Origin of the sequence: Ancylobacter mangrovi, assembly GCF_024752335.1 — a bacterium.
Lineage (GTDB): Bacteria > Pseudomonadota > Alphaproteobacteria > Rhizobiales > Xanthobacteraceae > Ancylobacter > Ancylobacter mangrovi.
This window is the reverse complement of record NZ_JANTHY010000008.1, coordinates 83,185-101,716: the sequence shown is the minus strand read 5'-3', so window position 1 is coordinate 101,716 and position 18,532 is coordinate 83,185. Positions and strand designations below refer to the sequence as shown.

General features: G+C 68.7%; 17 protein-coding genes. 6 read left to right on the top strand and 11 right to left on the bottom strand.

The genetic code is table 11. From position 1 onward, the window contains the following. Positions 1-118 precede the first annotated feature (118 nt). Complete coding sequence (locus tag NVS83_RS19125) at positions 119-784, bottom strand: GntR family transcriptional regulator (protein ID WP_258740734.1); 666 nt, start codon at positions 782-784, stop codon at positions 119-121. A 192-nt stretch (positions 785-976) separates the two neighbouring features. Between NVS83_RS19125 and NVS83_RS19120 the strand changes: the two genes are divergently transcribed. From NVS83_RS19120 to hutC, 6 genes are all read left to right on the top strand, one after another. Further along, positions 977-2,347 carry a malonyl-CoA decarboxylase gene (locus NVS83_RS19120; RefSeq protein WP_258740733.1) on the top strand — a complete coding sequence of 457 codons (1,371 nt, stop codon included), beginning with the start codon at positions 977-979 and terminating at the stop codon, positions 2,345-2,347. Positions 2,348-2,355: 8 nt separating this feature from the next. After that, a complete protein-coding gene (locus NVS83_RS19115) occupies positions 2,356-3,891 on the top strand; it encodes a malonate--CoA ligase (protein WP_258740732.1) in 1,536 nt (511 codons plus the stop codon). Between the two features lie 117 nt (positions 3,892-4,008). Beyond that, positions 4,009-5,013, top strand: a complete 1,005-nt coding sequence (locus NVS83_RS19110) for a TRAP transporter substrate-binding protein (protein WP_258733222.1) — start codon at positions 4,009-4,011, stop codon at positions 5,011-5,013. Positions 5,014-5,154: 141 nt separating this feature from the next. Then, positions 5,155-5,661 carry a TRAP transporter small permease subunit gene (locus NVS83_RS19105; RefSeq protein ID WP_258733223.1) on the top strand — a complete coding sequence of 169 codons (507 nt, stop codon included), beginning with the start codon at positions 5,155-5,157 and terminating at the stop codon, positions 5,659-5,661. Beyond that, positions 5,658-6,983: a TRAP transporter large permease gene (locus NVS83_RS19100; RefSeq protein ID WP_258740731.1), complete on the top strand. Its 1,326-nt coding sequence runs from the start codon at positions 5,658-5,660 to the stop codon at positions 6,981-6,983. The genes NVS83_RS19105 and NVS83_RS19100 overlap by 4 nt, the downstream gene beginning before the upstream one ends. A 103-nt stretch (positions 6,984-7,086) precedes the next feature. After that, positions 7,087-7,830 carry a histidine utilization transcriptional repressor HutC gene (hutC, locus tag NVS83_RS19095; RefSeq protein WP_258740730.1) on the top strand — a complete coding sequence of 248 codons (744 nt, stop codon included), beginning with the start codon at positions 7,087-7,089 and terminating at the stop codon, positions 7,828-7,830. 82 nt (positions 7,831-7,912) lie between these two features. Here hutC and NVS83_RS19090 read toward each other — a convergent pair whose 3' ends face one another. The 10 genes from NVS83_RS19090 to hutI all read right to left on the bottom strand — a co-directional run bounded on the left by NVS83_RS19090 (position 7,913) and on the right by hutI (position 18,456). Further along, complete coding sequence (locus tag NVS83_RS19090) at positions 7,913-8,692, bottom strand: transporter substrate-binding domain-containing protein (RefSeq protein WP_258733310.1); 780 nt, start codon at positions 8,690-8,692, stop codon at positions 7,913-7,915. 214 nt (positions 8,693-8,906) lie between these two features. Next, on the bottom strand, positions 8,907-9,716 hold the full coding sequence (locus NVS83_RS19085; protein WP_309486221.1) for an amino acid ABC transporter ATP-binding protein: 810 nt from the start codon (positions 9,714-9,716) through the stop codon (positions 8,907-8,909). A 15-nt stretch (positions 9,717-9,731) separates the two neighbouring features. After that, positions 9,732-10,403, bottom strand: a complete 672-nt coding sequence (locus tag NVS83_RS19080; RefSeq protein WP_258740729.1) for an amino acid ABC transporter permease — start codon at positions 10,401-10,403, stop codon at positions 9,732-9,734. After that, the gene (locus tag NVS83_RS19075) at positions 10,400-11,044 is read right to left on the bottom strand and encodes an amino acid ABC transporter permease (protein ID WP_374115088.1); all 645 of its coding nucleotides are present in this window, start codon (positions 11,042-11,044) and stop codon (positions 10,400-10,402) included. Before NVS83_RS19075 ends, NVS83_RS19080 begins: the two co-directional genes overlap by 4 nt. Positions 11,045-11,226: 182 nt before the next feature. Continuing rightward, a complete protein-coding gene (locus NVS83_RS19070; protein ID WP_258740727.1) occupies positions 11,227-12,600 on the bottom strand; it encodes an LLM class flavin-dependent oxidoreductase in 1,374 nt (457 codons plus the stop codon). A 47-nt stretch (positions 12,601-12,647) separates the two neighbouring features. Further along, the gene (locus NVS83_RS19065; protein WP_258740726.1) at positions 12,648-13,223 is read right to left on the bottom strand and encodes a HutD/Ves family protein; all 576 of its coding nucleotides are present in this window, start codon (positions 13,221-13,223) and stop codon (positions 12,648-12,650) included. After that, entirely contained in the window at positions 13,223-14,890 is a 1,668-nt protein-coding gene (gene hutU / locus NVS83_RS19060) for a urocanate hydratase (protein ID WP_258740725.1), read from the bottom strand. The genes NVS83_RS19065 and hutU overlap by 1 nt, the downstream gene beginning before the upstream one ends. An 11-nt stretch (positions 14,891-14,901) precedes the next feature. After that, entirely contained in the window at positions 14,902-15,720 is an 819-nt protein-coding gene (hutG, locus tag NVS83_RS19055; RefSeq protein ID WP_258740724.1) for an N-formylglutamate deformylase, read from the bottom strand. Between the two features lies 1 nt (position 15,721). After that, positions 15,722-17,257, bottom strand: coding sequence for a histidine ammonia-lyase (hutH, locus tag NVS83_RS19050; RefSeq protein WP_258740723.1), 1,536 nt, complete (start codon positions 17,255-17,257; stop codon positions 15,722-15,724). Further along, positions 17,254-18,456, bottom strand: coding sequence for an imidazolonepropionase (gene hutI, locus NVS83_RS19045; RefSeq protein WP_258740722.1), 1,203 nt, complete (start codon positions 18,454-18,456; stop codon positions 17,254-17,256). Before hutI ends, hutH begins: the two co-directional genes overlap by 4 nt. Between the last annotated feature and the right edge of the window lie 76 nt (positions 18,457-18,532).

Below are 18,532 nucleotides of genomic sequence, written 5' to 3'. Positions count from 1 at the left end.
CGGTCCCCCCCCCCCCCCCGCCCCCCCCCCCCCCCCCCCCCCCCCCCCCCCCCCCCCCCCCCCCCCCCCCCCCCCCCCCCCCCCCCCCCCCCCCCACGACTGTTTCCGACGCACGAATTCAGGCCGTTTCCTCGGTCTCGTCCTGCAAGGCGGCGAGCAGCGACATGAAGCGCTCGCCCTGCACCAGCACATGGGCGCGGATGCGCTCGGCGGCGGTGGCGCCGTCCCCCTTCAGCAGGGCGTCGAGAATGGCCTCGTGCTCGGCGAGCGAGGCCTCGATCCGCCGCGGCACCTTGAGCTGCAGGCGGCGATAGGGCTGCAGGGCGAGCTGCAGCCGCAGCGCCTCGGCGCGCAGCACGCGGTTGTTGGTGGCGGCGTAGATCGCCGCATGGAAATCGGCATTGGCCGGATAATAGGCCGCGTCGTCCCCCGCCGAGACGGCGGCGCAGCACGCGTCATGGGCGCGCGAGATCGCCACCCGATCGGTCGGCCCGAGCCGCTGGGCGGCGAGGCGCGCGCAGGAAGCTTCCACCTCCGCCATCAGCTCGAAGGATTCCACCAGCTCGCGCGGCCCCAGCAGCGTGACGAAGGCGCCGCGCCGCGGGCGCATCTCCACGAGGCCGGAGGCGGCGAGCTGGATCAGCGCCTCGCGGATCGGCGTGCGCGACACGCCGAAACGCTCGGCGAGGCCCACCTCGTCGAGCCGCTGGCCCGGCCGCAAGCGGCCGACAACGATGTCGTCCTCCAGCGCTTCGCGAAGCCTGGGTGTCTGCTCACCACGCACGGGCTACCTCCATTGGGAAGAAGGACGCGATTCAAATCAAAGATGCAAGACCCAACTTCATGTATACATGATTGTTGACATTGAATGCCGATTGATCTTGATTTGATACAGCCGTCGACGGCACGACGCCGGGCGGCCGAGCGGGGCACGCGTCCCCGCGGGTTGGCAGGCACCTCGTGCCGGGAAGCTGCAATGGGTTCGAACGCATCGTTCGTCACAGGCCTTCTCACCTCCATCGCGGAGCGTGGCCGCACGCTGCTCGACCGCTCGAGCCGCACCAGCGCGGCGCCCAAGGTCGAGACGCTGATCGACCGCTGCGACACCCTGCTGTCGGGCCAGGGCGAAGCCTCCGGCGTGGCGCTGGCGGCCGACATCCTCGACCGCTACGCCCGCATGAAGCCCGAGGAATGCACCGCCTTCTTCGAGGCGCTGGCACTGGCCTTCGGCCCCGATCCCGCGCGCCTCGACGCCGCCATCCGCACCTATGAGCGCACCGGCTCGCCGGCGGACGCGGCCAACATCCACGTCGCCAGCGAACCCCGCCGCCAGGAGCTGTTCCGCCGCTTCAACCTCGCCCCCGGTGCGACGCTGGCGCTGGTGCGCATGCGCGAGCAGCTCATGGACGTGCTGAGGCAACGGCCGGAGCTCGCCGTCGTCGACCGCGACTTCGCGCACCTGTTCTCGTCCTGGTTCAACCGGGGGTTCCTCGTGCTGCGCAGGATCGACTGGTCGACGCCTGCCAACGTGCTCGAGAAGATCATCCGCTACGAGGCGGTCCACGCGATCCGCGACTGGGACGACCTGCGCGCCCGCGTCGACAGCCCGGACCGGCGCTGCTACGCCTTCTTCCATCCGGCGCTGGTCGACGAGCCGCTGATCTTCGTGGAAGTCGCGCTGACCAAGGAGACGCCGGGCGCCATCGCCCCCGTGCTCGACCAGTCGCGCCGGCACCTGACACCGCAGGAGGCGAACACCGCCGTCTTCTATTCCATCTCCAACTGCCAGCGCGGCCTGGGCGGGGTCAGCTTCGGCAATTTCCTGATCAAGCAGGTGGTGGAGGAAATCTCCCGCGAGCTGCCCTCGCTCACCACCTTCGTCACCCTCTCCCCCGTGCCCGGCTTCCGCAAATGGCTGGAGGGCGAGCGCAAGGCCGAGCACAGCACCGTGCTGACGAGTGCCGACCGCAAGGCACTGGAGCCGCTCGACACGCCGGACTGGCCCGAACATGCCGAGCGCCGCGCCGAGCTCGGCGCCGTTCTGGGTCCGCTCGCCGCCTATTATTTCCTCGCCGCGCGCACCCCGAACGGCAAGCCGGTCGACCCGGTGGCCCGTTTCCATCTCGGCAACGGCGCTCGGCTCGAGCGCATCAACCCGATGGGCGATCTCTCGCCCAAGGGCGTCGCCCAGGCGGCGGGACTGATGGTCAATTACCGCTATATCCTGTCCGACATCGAACGGAACCACGAAGCCTTTGCCGGCAAGGGCGAGGTCGTGGCGAGTCCGGCCGTGCGAAAGCTGGTCAAGGCCGATACGAGCTCGCGCGCCCTGGTGCCGGTCTCCTGAGAACGAGCATGAACGACACCGTGTCCGAAAACCACCTCTTCGCCGCCATCCGCGCCGCCGCCCCCGCGCCCGACAAGCCGCTCGCCCGGCTCGCCGACGGCAGCGTGGTGAGCTATGGCGACGCCTTCGCGCTCTCCGCCCGCCTCGCCGGCCTTCTGGTCGCGCGCGGCGTGAAGCCGGGCGACCGGATCGCGGTGCAGGTCGACAAGTCCTGGCCGGCCTTCGCGCTCTACCTCGCCGCCGTGCGGGCGGGCGCCGTCTATCTGCCGCTCAACACCGCCTACACGCTGAACGAGGTGCGCTACTTCCTCTCCGACGCGGAGCCGACCATGTTCGTCTGCCGGCCGGAAATCGAGGCCGAGGCGCGGGCGCTGGCGGGCGAGCTCGGCGTGCCCTGCGTCGAGACCATCGGCGCCGATGGCGGCGGCTCGCTGATGGAGGCGGCGGCGGGCTTCCCGGACGCGTTCGACGACGTACCGCGCGGACCGGACGATCTCGGCGCCATCCTCTACACCTCCGGCACCACGGGCCGTGCCAAGGGCGCCATGCTCACGCACAGCAACCTGCTGTCCAACGCCCTGACGCTGAGGGACTATTGGCGCTTCACCGCGGACGACGTGCTGATCCACGCGCTGCCGCTGTTCCACACCCACGGCCTGTTCGTCGGTGCCAATGTCGTGCTGCTCGCCGGCGCGTCGATGTTCTTCCGCTCGAAGTTCGACGCGCGCGAGGTCATCGACCTGATGCCCGAGGCGACCTGCCTCATGGGCGTGCCGACCTTCTACACCCGCCTGCTCGACCAGCCCGGCCTGACCCCCGAGGCGGCCGGCCATATGCGCCTGTTCATCTCCGGCTCGGCGCCGCTGCTGGCCGAGACCCACCGCGCCTTCCGCGAGCGCACCGGCAAGGCCATTCTCGAGCGCTACGGCATGACCGAGACCGGCATGAACACCTCGAACCCCTATGAGGGCGAGCGCATCGCCGGCACGGTCGGCTTCCCGCTGCCCGGCATCAGCCTGCGGGTGGTCGACCCCGAGACCGGCCGGGAGCTGCCCGCCGGCGAGATCGGGATGATCGAGGTGAAGGGCGCCAACGTCACCAAGGGCTACTGGCGCATGCCGGAGAAGACGGCGAGCGAGTTCCACGACGGCTTCTTCATCACCGGCGACCTCGGCAAGATCGACGAGCAGGGCTACGTCCACATCGTCGGGCGCGGCAAAGATCTCGTCATCACCGGCGGCTTCAACGTCTACCCGAAGGAAGTGGAAGGCGAGATCGACGCCCTTCCCGGCGTGCTGGAAAGCGCCGTGATCGGCGTCCCGCACCCCGATTTCGGCGAGGGCGTCACGGCTGTCGTGGTGCCGGCCGGCAATGCCGACCTGTCCGAGCAGGCGATCCAGAAGGCGCTGGAGAGCCGCCTCGCCCGCTTCAAGCAACCCAAGAGGGTGTTCTTCGTTTCCGAGCTGCCGCGCAACACGATGGGCAAGGTGCAGAAGAACATACTCAGGGACACCTATCGCGATATCTATCGACACAGTGCCTGAAATACTGCCGCCCCCGGGCGGGAGAAAACGTCGACGGCGGACCAACCGCCGCGACACGACAACGAAGCAGGAAACGCCATCCGTCCGCCGACCGGCGGGCCGACAAGGAGGAAAATCATGACCGGAACGCGTTCCGTTACGCGCGCCCTCGCGCTCAGCTGCGCCCTCGCCTTCGCCTCGTCCGCCTTCGCGCAGGACATCACGCTCCGCGCCTCGCACCAGTTTCCGGGCGGCAAGGGCGATCCGCGCGACGAAATGGTGCAGATGATCGCCCGCGACGTCGACGCGGCGAATGTCGGCCTCAAGATCCAGGTCTTCCCCGGCTCCTCGCTCTTCAAGCCGACCGAGCAGTGGGGCGCCCTGACCAAGGGCCAGCTAGACATCACGAGCTTCCCGCTCGACTACGCGTCCGGCCGCGTGCCCCAGTTCTCCGCCACGCTGATGCCGGGGCTGGTGCGCAATTTCGACCGCGCCGAGCGGCTCAACGACTCCCCCTTCATGCAGGAGATCAAGAAGATCATCGAGGACAACGGCGCCATCGTCATCTCCGACGCCTGGCTGTCGGGCGCCTTCGCCTCGAAGAAGGCCTGCATCACCAACCCGGACAGCATCAAGGGCCAGGTGACGCGCGCCGCCGGCCCGGCCTTCGAGCAGATGCTGGCCGCCGCCGGCGCCTCCATCTCCTCCATGCCCTCCTCCGAGATCTATTCGGGCATGCAGACCGGCGTGCTCGACGCGACCAACACCTCTTCTGCGAGCTTCGTCTCCTACCGGCTATTCGAGCAGGTCAAATGCCTCACCGCGCCGGGCGAGAACGCGCTGTGGTTCATGTATGAGCCGGTGCTGATGTCGAAGCGCGTCTTCGACCGGCTGAACCCCGACCAGCAGAAGGCGATCCTCGCCGCCGGCAAGAAGGCGCAGGACTGGTTCGCCAAGGAAGTGCGGAACGCCGACAAGAAGCTGGTCGACACCTTCAAGGGTGCCGGCGTCGAGGTGGTCGAGATGTCCTCCGACGACTACGACGCCTGGCTGAAGGTCGCGCAGGAAAGCGCCTACAAGAACTTCTCCGAGAAGGTGAAGGGTGGCGACGAGTTGATCAAGAAGGCGCTCGCCGTCCAGTGACCGAGCCGGGTCCCGCGCGCCCGGCGCGTGCGGGACCGCCCGCTGGCGCCTGTTCCGGCGGGCCGGCCTGCCCTGAGCGGCAGCCGGCCCGCGCCGCCGCCCGCAGCGAACGAGCCCACCTCCCCGCATGAAAGCGCCCCGATGCTAAGCCTGTTCCTGCGAACGGTCGATTTCATCTCCAAGGCCGCCGCCATTCTCGCCGGCCTGATGCTGGTCGCCGCCATGCTGGTGATCTGCGAGATGATCTTCCTGCGCTACGTGTTTCGCGCCCCGACCATCTGGCAGACCGACTTCGTGGTCTTCACCGCGACCGCCGCCGTCTTCCTCGGCTCGCCCTATGTGCTGCACACGCGCGGCCATGTGGGCGTCGACGTGATCGAGCTGATGTTCGCCCCGCCCGTGCAGCGCCTGCTCGGCATCACCGGGGCGCTGCTGGGGCTCCTCTTCGCCCTGTCGATGACGGTCGCCAGCGCCATGTTCTTCCACGAGGCCTATGTGAACGACTGGCACACCTCGTCGGTCGCGGCGATCACGCTGTGGATCCCGCTGCTCCCGCTTCCGGTCAGCTTCGCCCTGCTGTCGCTGCAATATGTGGCGGAGATCATCCGCCGCGTCTGCGCGCCGCTCGAGGCGGGAGAACGGGCATGATGAACCTCTCCCCCACCTCCTCGGGCATGCTCGTCATCGGCCTGCTGCTGGCGCTGCTGGCGACCGGCATGCCGATCGCCTTCGCCCTCGGCCTCACCGCCATCGGCGGGCTCGTGATGGCGAACGGCATCGGCGTGTTCGACGTGCTGGCCGAGACCATGTTCTCGGGCATCGCCAACCTCGCCTATGTGTCGATCCCGATGTTCGTGCTGATGGGCGCGGCCGTCGCCGCGACCCCGGCCGGACGCGACCTCTACGAGGCGCTCGACCGCTGGCTGAGCCGGGTGCCGGGCGGGCTGGTGCTCTCCAACATCGGCGCCTGCGCCATCTTCGCCGGCATGACCGGCTCGAGCCCGGCCACCTGCGCCGCCATCGGCAAGATGGGCGTGCCGGAGATGCTCAAGCGCGGCTATCCGGCCACGGTGGCGACCGGCTCGATCTGCGCCGGCGGCACGCTCGGCATCCTCATCCCGCCCTCGGTGACGATGATCGTCTACGGCATCGCCACCGAGACCTCGATCGGCCGGCTGTTCCTGGCCGGCGTCATGCCGGGCCTCATGCTCACCGCCATGTTCATGGGCTGGGCGCTCTTCGACTGCCGGCGCAAGGGCTTCCGCTTCGACCAGCAGGCAACCCGCTTCACCTTCTCGCAGAAGCTCGTCGCGCTTCCGAAGGTCGCCCCGTTCCTGATCATCATCCTCGGCACGCTCTACGTGCTCTATGGCGGCGTGGCGACGCCGTCCGAGGCCGCGGGCGCGGGCGCCTTCCTCACCCTGTGCGTCGTCATCATCATGTACCGGCTGTGCCGGCCGAAGCCGATCATCGACATCTTCTCGACCACGCTGCGCGAGAGCGTGATGATCATGATGATCATGGCGTCGGCCGAGCTGTTCGCTTTCGCGCTGTCCTCACTCTTCATCACCCAGACCGTCGCCTCCTCGATCGCCGCGCTGGAGGTGAACCGCTGGGTGCTGATGGGCGTGGTCAACCTGTTCCTGCTGCTGGCCGGCATGTTCCTGCCGCCGGTGGCGATCATCGTGATGTCGGCGCCCCTGCTCTACCCGATCATCGTCTCCTCGGGCTTCGACCCCTACTGGTTCGCGGTGGTGCTGACGATCAACATGGAGATCGGCCTCATCACCCCGCCGGTGGGGCTCAACCTGTTCGTGGTGAAGGCGATCGCGCCGCAGGTGCCGGCCGGCCAGGTACTGAGCGGCGCCCTGCCCTATGTGCTGCTGATGATGCTGGGGATCCTGATCCTGAGCATCTTCCCCGGCATCGCCACCTGGCTGCCGGACTTCATCATGGGACCGATCAACTGAGGCGGCGGCGTTCGCGTCGCAGCCTGCCGCATTTATGTCTATACATATTGGGAGGCTGCGTTAAACTCCCCTACCCTTATCGGGCGAGAGGGAGCGACGCGCCGTGACAGTCCAGACCGAGCCTGCCAAGGCGGCTGCGCCCGCTACGACGCTCCACCAGCGCATCCGAGCGGACCTCGAGACGCGCATCCTCTCCGGCGAATGGCCGCCCGGGCATCGAATCCCGTTCGAGCACGAGCTGATGGCGCAGTATGGCTGCGCCCGCATGACCGTCAACAAGGTCATCGCCGGACTGGTCGCCGCGGGGCTGATCGAGCGGCGGCGCCGGGCCGGCTCCTTCGTCGCGCAGCCGCGCATCCATTCGGCGGTGCTGCGCATCCCGGACATCCCGGTCGAGATCGCCGCGCGCGGCGAAATCTATGATTACGAGCTGATTTCCAGCCGGCGCCGCCGCGCCTCCGCCGACGACCGGCTGGAGACGGCGCTCGCCGCCGGCGCCGAGGTGCTGGACCTCTCCTGCCGCCATCTCGCCAATGGGCGCCCCTTCGCGCTGGAGGAGCGGCTGATCGGCCTCGACACCGTGCCGGAGGCGGCGAAGGTCGATTTCAGCGCCGAGCCGCCCGGCTCCTGGCTGCTGCGCCACGTGCCGTGGACCGAGGCCGAGCACCGCATCAGCGCGGTCAACGCCCCCGCCCGCGTGGCGCATTCGCTCGCCGTTCCCAAGGGCACGGCCTGCCTGACGCTGGAGCGCCGCACCTGGCGCGCCAACGCCACGGTCACTTTCGTGCGGCAGATCTTTCGCGGCGACCTCTACGATCTCGTCGCCCGCTTCTCGCCCCAGGGCTGAGCCATCTGCACGCGCCCGAAACACGAAGGGCCGCGGCACCCTCGCGCCGCGGCCCCGTCGATCGATGCGGAAGGCGCGTGCCTCAGAAGCTCGCCTCGGTCACGTAGTCGGGCGTCGACATGGCGGTGCCGAACCACTTCTTCTGCAGCGCGGCGAGCCGGCCGTCATGCTTCATGGCGATGATGACCTTGTCCACCGCGTCCATCAACGACTTGGCGTCCTCCGCCTTGGTGCCGATGAAGCCGAAATAGACCGGCTTGCCGAAGGGCGGCTCGACCACCTCGAACACGTCGGGCTTCTGCTTGGCGAGGAAGGCGATGTTCGGCAGCGAGTTCGCCACCGCCACGATGCGGCCGGCGCCGAGGTCCGCATAGGACTGGCTGAAGTCGATATATTCCTGGATGGTGGGCTCCGGCGACAGCGTCTTGGCGAATTCCTGGAGCTGGGCGAGCTGGGCGGTCGCCTTGCCCGAGCCGACCTTCTTGCCGGCGATGTCCTGCGGCTTGGTGATCGAGCCGTCGCCCTTCTTCTTCAGGATCGCCACCGTCGCGTCGGCGATCGGGGAGGTGAAGCGGTAGCGCTCCATGCGCGCCTTGGTGATGGTCGCCGGGCCTGCCACCATGTCGAACTTGCCGGCCTCGAGGCCCGGCAGCACGCTCGGCCACGGCAGGTCGAGGAAGGTGACCTTGACGCCGAGATCCTTGCCGATCTCCGCGAAGATCTCCTTGTTCATGCCCGCCTGCTTGCCGTCCTCGATGAAGTCGAACGGCGCGAACTGCAGTTCGGTGCCGACCGTCAGCTCGCCCTTGGCCTTCACCTTGGCGAGCAGATCCTCGGCATGGCCGAGCCCCGCGAACGCCATGGAGGCGACCAGGGAGGTGGCGACGCCGAGGGCGGCGAGCCGGACGGCGCGTATCACGGCGTACCGCCGAGCGGGATGCTGCATAGGTCTCTCCTGTTCCCTAACTGTTCTCATCGGATGACGCAGATGTCTTCCGAAACTACTTGAATATGCAAGTGTATCCACAAGCCCCGCAGCACCGCAACAAGTCGAAAGACGGGGGCGCCCTCCGCCTTCAGGACGCCGCCCCTTCCTCCGACTGCCAGAAGACGTTGCGGTCGAAATAGTTCTGCAGGAACTGGCGCAGACGGGGGTTCGGGTCGCGGCGGAAGACCTCTTCCGGCGAGCCGCTCGCGGCGATCCGGCCGTGGTCGAGGAACACCACCGTGTCCGCCACCTGCGCCGCGAAGCCCATCTCGTGCGTCACCACGGCCATGGTCATGCCCTCGCCGGCGAGGTCGCGCATCACCTGCAGCACCTCGCCCACCAGCTCCGGGTCGAGCGCCGAGGTCGGCTCGTCGAACAGCATGATATGCGGCTCCATGGCGAGCGCGCGGGCGATGCCGACGCGCTGCTGCTGGCCGCCGGAGAGCTGGCTGGGATAGGCGCCCGCACGCGCCGACAGGCCGACCTTCTCCAGCATCGCCCCGGCCCGCCGCGCCGCCTCGTCGCCCGCGATCCCGCGCGCGAGGCGCAGCGGCGCCGCCACGTTCTCCAGCGCCGTCATGTGCGGCCACAAATTGAACTGCTGGAACACGAAGCCGACGTTGCGCCGCACCCGCGCCACCTCGGCCTCGGAGACGCGCCGGCGCTTGCCGCCCTCCTGCGCGAAGCCGAGCAGCTCGCCCTCGATGTAGATCTCGCCCTCGCTGTATTCCTCGAGGAAGGCGATGCAGCGCAGCAGGGTCGATTTGCCCGAGCCGGACGGCCCGATGATGCAGGTGACGTCCGACTTGTTGATCGACAGGTCGATGCCCTTCAGCACCTCGGTCGCGCCGAAGCGCTTCCACACGCCGCGCACGTCGATGATCGGCCCTTCGCTCATATCCGCCCTTTCCGGTCAGCCCTGCGCGCGCAGCATGAAACGGCCGACCCGCTTCTCCAGCCGGCGCGCGGCGGCGGTGACGATTTCAAGCAGCGCCCAGTAGACGAGCGCCAGGAACAGCAGCGTCTCGGCAAAGGCGAAGGTGGTGGAGCCGATCGACTGCACCACCGAGGTCAGCTCGTTCACGGTGATGACCGAGAGCACCGCCGTCTCCTTCGACAGCAGCACCGTCATGTTGGCAAGCGCCGGCAGGATGATGACCAGCATCTGGGGAAGCTGGACGTGGCGCACGATGTCGAGCCGGCCGATCCCCATCATCCGCGCCGCCTCGATCTGGCCCGGCGGCACGGAGAGGAAGCCGGCGCGGAAGATCTCGGCGAAATAGGCCCCGCCATAGAGCGCCAGCCCGCAGATGCCGGCGGTGAGTGGCGACAGGTCGAGCCCGAAGGAAGGCCCGCCATAATAGATCACGAAGAGCTGGATCAGGAACGGCGTGCCCCTCATCAGCGCGACGTAGAAGGTCAGCGGCGCCGCCACCCAGCGATTGGTGAAAAGCTGTAGCGTGGCGACGACGAGGCCGATGGCGAGGCCGAGCACCGTGCCCACCACCCAGATCAGGAGCGTCAGCACCAGCCCGTCGAGCAGGTCGCGCCAGTTGTCGAGGAGGATAGCCGGATTGAAGGTCATCGCGCCGCCTCCAGCTGGAAGCGGCTCTCAAGCAATACGCCGAGCAGGGTGATGACGCCGTTGATGACGAAATAGATCGCCCCGGCGGTGAGATAGATCTCCAGCGGCTGGAAGGTGGAGGTGGCGATGTTCTGAGCGAGCCGTGTCAGCTCCAGCACGCCCACCACCGAGATCAGCGAGGAGGCCTTCACCATCATCGTCGTCTCGTTGACGAGCGAGGGCAGCGTGAAGCGCACCGCCAGCGGCACCTCGATGCGGGTGAGGATCTGCGTCCGCGACAGGCCGACCATCCGCGCCGCCTCGATCAGCCCCGCCGGAATGCCGAGAAAGCCGCCGCGCAGGATCTCGGTCATGTAGGCGCCGGTGCACAGGGCGAGCGTGCCCACCGCCGCCACCGAGGACGGCACGTTGATGCCGATCAGCGGCAGGCAGTAATAGGAAATCAGAAGCTGCACCAGCAGCGGCACGCCGCGGAAGAAGCTGACATAGAATGCCGAGACCCGGCGCGCGGCGGGTGACGTGGAAAGCCGCGCCGCGCACATCAGCGTGCCAATGCAGAAGCCGATCGCCACCGAGGTCAGCGAGTAGACCACGGTCCACACCGAGGCCTCCAGCAGCAGCGGCAGCGACTTGATGATGATCGTCGTGTTGAACATCAACGCTCCAGTTGGCCCGCCCCGCCCGGCGCCCCTCGCCCGACCGGGGCGAGGTTACGGACCGCCACTCCCGGCCGGCACGGGAATGCCGGGCGGGATGACGAAGAGTGAGGCTGGAAGCAGGATGGCGGCCAAATGCCGAACGGCCAAGCGCCTTTCGGCGAATGCTAGGCGGCGCCCACAGCTTCGCCCTTCTGCCGGCGGGCGCGGGCATAGCGGTTCTCGGGCGTGGGCAGGCCGAGATTGGCGCGCAGCGTGGTGCCTTCATAGTCGTCGCGGAACAGCCCGCGCCGGCGCAGCTCCGGCACCACCAGCTCGGTGAAGTCCTTGAGCGCCGAAGGAAGGGCCGGGCACATGACGATGAAGCCGTCGGCCGCTCGTCCCTCGAACCACTCCTCCATGAAGTCGGCGACAACCGCCGGCGTGCCGGTGATGCCGTTGCCGGTGTGCTTCTCGCTGTAGAGGCGGATCAGCTCGCCGACCGTGTGGCCCTTCATTACGAAGCTGGTCAGTTCGTCGAACAGCGCCTTGGAGCCCTTGGGCGTCGCCGGCAGACGGTCCTTGGGGAACGGCTCGTCGAGCGGCACGCCCGAGAGGTCAGCCTCCAGGAACTCGGCCAGCATCTGCCGCCCGGCGTCGGGATGCAGCTTGTCGGCGAGGTAGCGCACCTTCTCGCGCGCCTCGCTCTCCGTGCGCCCGACATTGATGACCGCGCCGGGCATCACCTTCAGCTCGTCCGGGCCGCGGCCGTACTTCGCCATGCGGTCCTTGAGGGTCGCGTAGAAAGCCTGGCTGCGCTCGAGATTGGAGGCGAGCGAGAACACCACCTCCGCCGTCTCCGCCGCGAGCTCGATGCCCGCTTCCGAGCCGCCCGCCTGCGCGATCACCGGCCGGCCCTGCGGCGAGGCGGCGATGTTGAGCGGGCCGCGCACCTGGAAGTGCTTGCCCTTGTGGTCCAGCGCGTGGAGCTTCTCCTTGTCGTAATAGATGCCGCTCTCGCGATCGAGCTTCAGCGCGTCGGGCTCGTAGCTGTCCCACAGCCCGAACATGACGTCGACGAACTCCTTGCCGCGCTCGTAGCGCAGCGCGTGCGGGTCGAGCCCTTCGCGGTTGAAGTTGTAGCCGGTCTCGTCATGGTCCGAGGTGACGACGTTCCAGCACGCCCGCCCGCCGCTGAGATGGTCGATCGAGGCGAAGATGCGGGCGAGGTTGAAGGGCTCGTAATAGGAAGTCGAGGCGGTCGCCACGAGGCCGAGATGGGAGGTCGAGACCGCCAGCGCCGAGAGCAGCGTCATCGGCTCGAAGCGGTTCATCTTGGTCGGCATGCGGCACAGGGCTTCGGGGTCGCCCACGGCGGCGGCGGGCGAATCCGCCATGAACATGAAGTCGAACTTCGCCGCCTCGGAGATCTGCGCCACTTTAAGAAGATGGCGGAAATCATTGGCACCGTTCACATCGCATCCCGGGTGAAGCCAGCCGGCGGGATTGTAGCCGAAGGTATAGACGAAGGTCCCGAGCTTCAGCTTATCCGAACGACGCATCCTGGCGGCCTCCTCTCGACCAAAAGCAGCGCTGTTATTGTATAGACTTAATTTCCGTGCCCGTCGGCGACTTCCCACAACTCGATGACGTAGCAGATGGTCGCATGGTCGGCCTCGACGTGGGTCGGCGCGTCGAGCATCGCGGCGTCGAGCCGCTCCAGCCGCTCGCCGCCGACGCGCAGCCCCGGCGAGAGCGCCAGCACCAGCATGATGCCGCTGCTGGGCGCCAGAGTCACCGGCGCGTCGACTATGCGCCGGGCGAGCCGGTGGGCGTAGCGGCTGCGCCGGCTCATCACGTTGAGGTCGGTGATCGGTCCGCCGATCAGGGCCGCCCGCGTCGGCACGTCGCCGGGAAAGACCGCCGGCTCGCCCTCGCCCGTCAGGCGGCGCGGCGGAGCGCCTTCCACCTCCAGCACGATCCCCTCGCCCTCCAGCACCGCCAGCGTGCGGTCGATGCCGGGGAAGGTCGAGAACGGCCCGTCCTCGACCACACCGGCCATGCTCACCCGCCAGTCGAAACCGTCGAGCGAGGCGCCAGGCGGGGCGATCGCGATCTGCGTGGTCGCGCCGGCGCCGTTCTTCCACGGCATGACGATGTGGTCGCCGGCGCGCAGCAGACGCATCAGCCGAGGATCCCCGGCAGGTTGAGCTGGTGCTCCTTCGCGCATTCGATGGCGATCTCGTAGCCCGCATCGGCGTGGCGCATCACGCCGGTCGCCGGGTCGTTCCACAGCACCCGGGCGAGACGCGCATCGGCGTCCTCGGTGCCGTCGCAGCAGATCACCATGCCGGCATGCTGGGAGAAGCCCATGCCGACGCCGCCACCATGGTGCAGCGACACCCAGGTCGCGCCGGAGGCGGTGTTGAGCAGGGCGTTGAGCAGCGGCCAGTCGGACACGGCGTCGGAGCCGTCGCGCATCGACTCCGTCTCGCGGTTGGGCGAGGCGACCGAGCCGGAATCGAGGTGGTCGCGGCCGATCACGACCGGCGCCTTCAGCTCGCCCTTGCGCACCATCTCGTTGAAGGCGAGGCCGAGCCTATGCCGGTCGCCCAGCCCCACCCAGCAGATGCGCGCCGGCAGGCCCTGGAAGTGGATGCGCTCGCGCGCCATGTCGAGCCAGTTGTGCAGATGCGCGTTGTCGGGGATCAGCTCCTTCACCTTGGCGTCGGTCTTGTAGATATCCTCCGGGTCGCCCGAGAGCGCCGCCCAGCGGAACGGGCCGACGCCGCGGCAGAACAGCGGGCGGATATAGGCCGGCACGAAGCCGGGGAAGTCGAAGGCGTTGGTCACGCCCTCCTCCAGCGCCATCTGGCGGATGTTGTTGCCGTAGTCGACGGTCGGGATGCCGGCGTGGAAGAAGTCCAGCATCGCCTTCACATGCACCGCCATCGAGGCCTTGGCGGCCTTGGCGACGCCGGCCGGGTCGGACTGCTTGCGGTCCTCCCAGTCGGAGAGCGTCCAGCCGATCGGCAGATAGCCGTTCACCGGATCATGGGCGGAGGTCTGGTCGGTCACCATGTCCGGCTTCACGCCGCGCTTCACCAGCTCCGGCAGGATCTCGGCGGTGTTGCCGAGCAGGCCGACGGAGAGCGGCTTGCCCTCGGCGCAGGACTTCTCGATCATCGCCAGCGCCTCGTCGACGCTGGTGGTGTGGGTGTCGAGATAGCCGGTGCGCAGGCGGAATTCGATCGAGGAGGGCCGGCACTCGATGGCGAGGCAGCTCGCCCCGGCCATGGTGGCGGCGAGCGGCTGCGCCCCGCCCATGCCGCCGAGGCCGCCGGTGAGGATCCACTTGCCCTTGAGGCTGCCGCCGAAATGCTGGCGGCCCATCTCGACGAAGGTCTCGTAGGTGCCCTGCACGATGCCCTGGGCGCCGATATAGATCCAGGAGCCGGCCGTCATCTGGCCGTACATCATGAGCCCCTTCTTATCGAGCTCGTTGAAGTGCTCCCAGGTCGCCCAGCGCGGCACCAGGTTGGAGTTGGCGATCAGCACGCGCGGCGCGTCCTTGTGGGTGCGGAACACGCCCACCGGCTTGCCGGACTGCACCAGCAGCGTCTGGTCCGCCTCCAGCGTCTTCAGCGTGGCGACGATCTTGTCGAAGCACTCCCAGTCGCGCGCCGCCCGCCCGATGCCGCCATAGACCACCAGCTCGCCGGGCTTCTCGGCGACGTCGGGATCGAGATTGTTCATCAGCATGCGCATCGGCGCCTCGGTCAGCCAGCTCTTGGCGGCGAGCTCGGTGCCGTGCGGGGCGTGGATGACGCGCGAATTGTCGAGACGGGACATGAAGGCTCTCCTCAGGCGTGCGAGCGTGCGAAGGCAAGGCACGCTTTGAGAATGTCGGTGACGGCCGCCCGGCACGGGGCGGCATAGGCGGGATCATAGTCGCTCGGCCAGTCCTGCGGCCCGACGGGGCCGAGGGTCTCGGGCATGTAGGTGCGGCAGGCGAGCTCCATCTGCACGGCATGGACGCCGCGCTCCGGCGCGCCGTAGTGGCGGGTGATGTAGCCGCCCTTGAAGCGGCCATTGCTCACCCGGCTGAACGAGGTCGCGTCGCAGATGCGCTCGACCTCGGCCTGCAGCTCCGGCGCGCAGCTCGCCCCGGAATTGGTGCCGATGTTGAAGTTCGGCAGCGTGCCCTCGAACAGGCGCGGAATGACCGACCGGATCGAATGGCAGTCATAGAGCGAAACGGTGCCGTGGACGCTGCGCGCGTGCTCGATCTCCGCCTTGAGCGCGGCGTGGTAGGGATCGAACCAGCGCGCCCGGCGCATCGCCACGTCCGGCGCCCTGCCCTCCTTGTAGAGCGGCTCGCCGTCGAAGGTGGTGGTCGGGCACAGCTCGGTCGTCGCCTGCCCGGGATAGAGCGAGACGCCCGAGGGGTCGCGGTTCACGTCGATCGCCGTGCGCGAGACCGAGGTGCGCACCACGCTCGCCCCGAGATCGGCGGCGAAGTCGTAGAGCTTCTCGATCCACCAGTCCGCATCCTTGCGCGCCCTCCAGGGCGAGACGAGATCGCCGGCGATCTCCTCGGGAATGTCGGTGCCGGTGTGGGGCAGCGAGACGACGAGCGGCGCGGTGCCGCGATGGACGGTGATGAAGTCGGGATGGCTCATGTCACTCCCCGCTGATGGCCGGCAGCATGTCCGCGGCGAGCGCGGCGACGGCGCCGGAGCGCACGAGCGCGTTCGCCGCCTCCATGTCCGGCGCGAAATGGCGGTCGTCGTCGAGATGGGGCACCTGCGCCCGCACCGCGGCGCGCACCTTCTCCAGCACCGGGCTGGAGGCGAGCGGTTGGTGGAAGTCGCAGCCCTGCGCGGCGGCCAGCAGTTCGATCCCGATCACGCAGACCGCGTTCTCCACCATGCCGGCGAGGCGCCGGGCACCGTGAGCCGCCATGGAGACGTGGTCCTCCTGGTTGGCGGAGGTCGGGATGGAATCGACGCTGGCCGGATAGGCGCGCTGCTTGTTTTCGGAAACGAGCGCGGCGGCGGTGACCTGCGGGATCATGAAGCCGGAGTTGAGGCCGGGCTTCGGGGTGAGGAAGGCCGGCATGGTCGAGAGCGCGGGGTCGACCAGCATGGCGACGCGCCGCTCGCTGAGCGAACCGATCTCGCACACCGCGAGCGCGATCATGTCGGCGGCGAAGGCGACCGGCTCAGCGTGGAAATTGCCGCCCGAGAGCGCCACGCCGTCCTCGGCGAAGATCAGCGGATTGTCCGAGACGCCGTTCGCCTCGGTCCCCAGCGTGGCGGCGGCCTGGCGCAGCACGTCGAGCGCGGCGCCCATCACCTGCGGCTGGCAGCGCAGGCAATAGGGATCCTGCACCCGCTCGTCGCCCACCAGATGCGAGGCGCGGATGGCCGATCCCTCCATCAGGCGGCGCAGCGCCTCCGCCGTCTCGATCTGGCCGCGATGCTTGCGAAGGTGGTGGATGCGCGGGTCGAACGGCGCGTCCGAGCCGCGCGCGGCGTCGGTCGAGAGCGCGCCCGTCACCAGCGCGGAGCGGAACAGGTTCTCGGCCTCGAACAAGCCGGCCAGCGCGTTGGCGGTGGAGAACTGCGTGCCGTTGAGCAGCGCGAGGCCCTCCTTCGGGCCGAGCTCGACTGGGGCCAGCCCCGCATCGGCAAGCGCAACATCGGCCGGCAGCCGGACGCCGCCGACGAAGATCTCGCCGACCCCGATCATGGTCGCCGTCATGTGCGAGAGCGGGGCGAGATCGCCCGAGGCGCCGACCGAGCCCTGGCAGGGCACCACCGGGGTCAGCCCCCTGGCCAGCATCGCTTCCAGCAGCTTCAGCGTGCCCGGCTGGATGCCGGATGCGCCCTGGGCGAGGCTGGCGAGCTTCAGCGCCATCATCAGCCGCGCGATCGGCACCGGCATCGGCTCGCCGACGCCGGCGGCGTGGGAGAGCACGATGTTGCGCTGGAGTTTCGCCAGATCCGCATCGCCGATCTTCACCGTGGCGAGCTTCCCGAAGCCGGTATTGATGCCATAGACCGGCTCGCCCCGGGCGAGGATGTCCGCAACCGCCTTGGCCGAGCGCTCGACCGCCGGCAGGCAGGCGGGGTCGAGCCGGACGCCTGCGCCGCGATAGACCGCCCGCCACTCGGCGAGGCTCACGTCGCCCGGCTTGAGAACAATATCGCTCATTGACCCCTCCACACCCGCATGTGCAGCGGGTTGAAACCCATGCGGTAGACAAGCTCGGCCGGCCGCTCGATGTCCCATATCGCGAGGTCGCAGCTCTTGCCGGCCTCCAGCGTTCCGATCTCGTCGAGCCGCCCCAGCGCCCGCGCCGCCTCGCGCGTCACCCCGGCGACGCACTCGTCCACAGTCATGCGGAACAGGGTCGCGCCCATGTTCATGGTCAGCAGCAGCGAGGTCAGCGGCGAGGTGCCGGGATTGCAGTCGGTGGCGAGCGCCATATGTGTGCCGTGCTGCCGGAACAGGTCGACCGGCGGCATCCTGGTCTCGCGGATGAAGTAGCATGCGCCCGGGAGCAGCACCGCGACCGTGCCGGCCTTCGCCATGGCGGCGGCGCCGTCCGCGTCCGTATGTTCGAGATGGTCGGCCGAGAGCGCGCCGAAACTGGCGGCGAGCCGGGCACCATGGAGATTGGAGAGCTGGTCCGCATGCAGCTTCACCGGCAGCCCCAGAGCGCGCGCCGCCTCGAACACGCGGGCGACCTCGTCGGGCTGGAAGGCGATGCCCTCGCAGAAGGCGTCGACCGCGTCCGCCAGCCTCTCCTGCGCGATCCCGGGCAGCATGGCGATGACGGCGTCGACATAGCCGTCGCGGTCTTCCTTGAACTCGGGCGGCAAGGCGTGGGCGCCCAGGAAGGTGGTCGTCACCGAGACCGGACGTTCGCCGCCGAGCGCCCGGGCGGCCCTCAGGCTCTTCAGCTCCGCGTCCTGCGACAGCCCGTAGCCCGACTTGACCTCGACCGTGGTGACGCCTTCGGCCAGCAGCGCGTCGAGCCGGCGCAGCGCGGAGGCGACGAGCTCGCCCTCGCTCGCCTCGCGGGTCGCCTTCATGGTGGAGACGATGCCCCCGCCCGCGCGGGCGATCTCCTCATAGGAGGCGCCGGCGAGCCGCAGCTCGAACTCGTGCGCGCGGTTGCCGCCGAACACCAGATGGGTATGGCAGTCGATCAGCCCCGGCGTGATCCAGCGGCCCTCGCAGTCGACGCTCTCGGCCGCGTCGAAGGCCGGTGCGTCGGAGGCGGGGCCGGCATAGGCGATTCGCCCGTCCAGGGCGGCGACCAGCCCGTCCTCCACGACACCGAGGCCGGGACGCGCCGGATCGAGCGTCGCCAGCCTCGCCCCACGCCATATCCGGTCGCAGCGCATCGGTTCCCCTTCTCGATTACGGCGATTGCGTTTGGCAGTCGCGCGGATAATGTCTATACATAATCGCATCCAATTT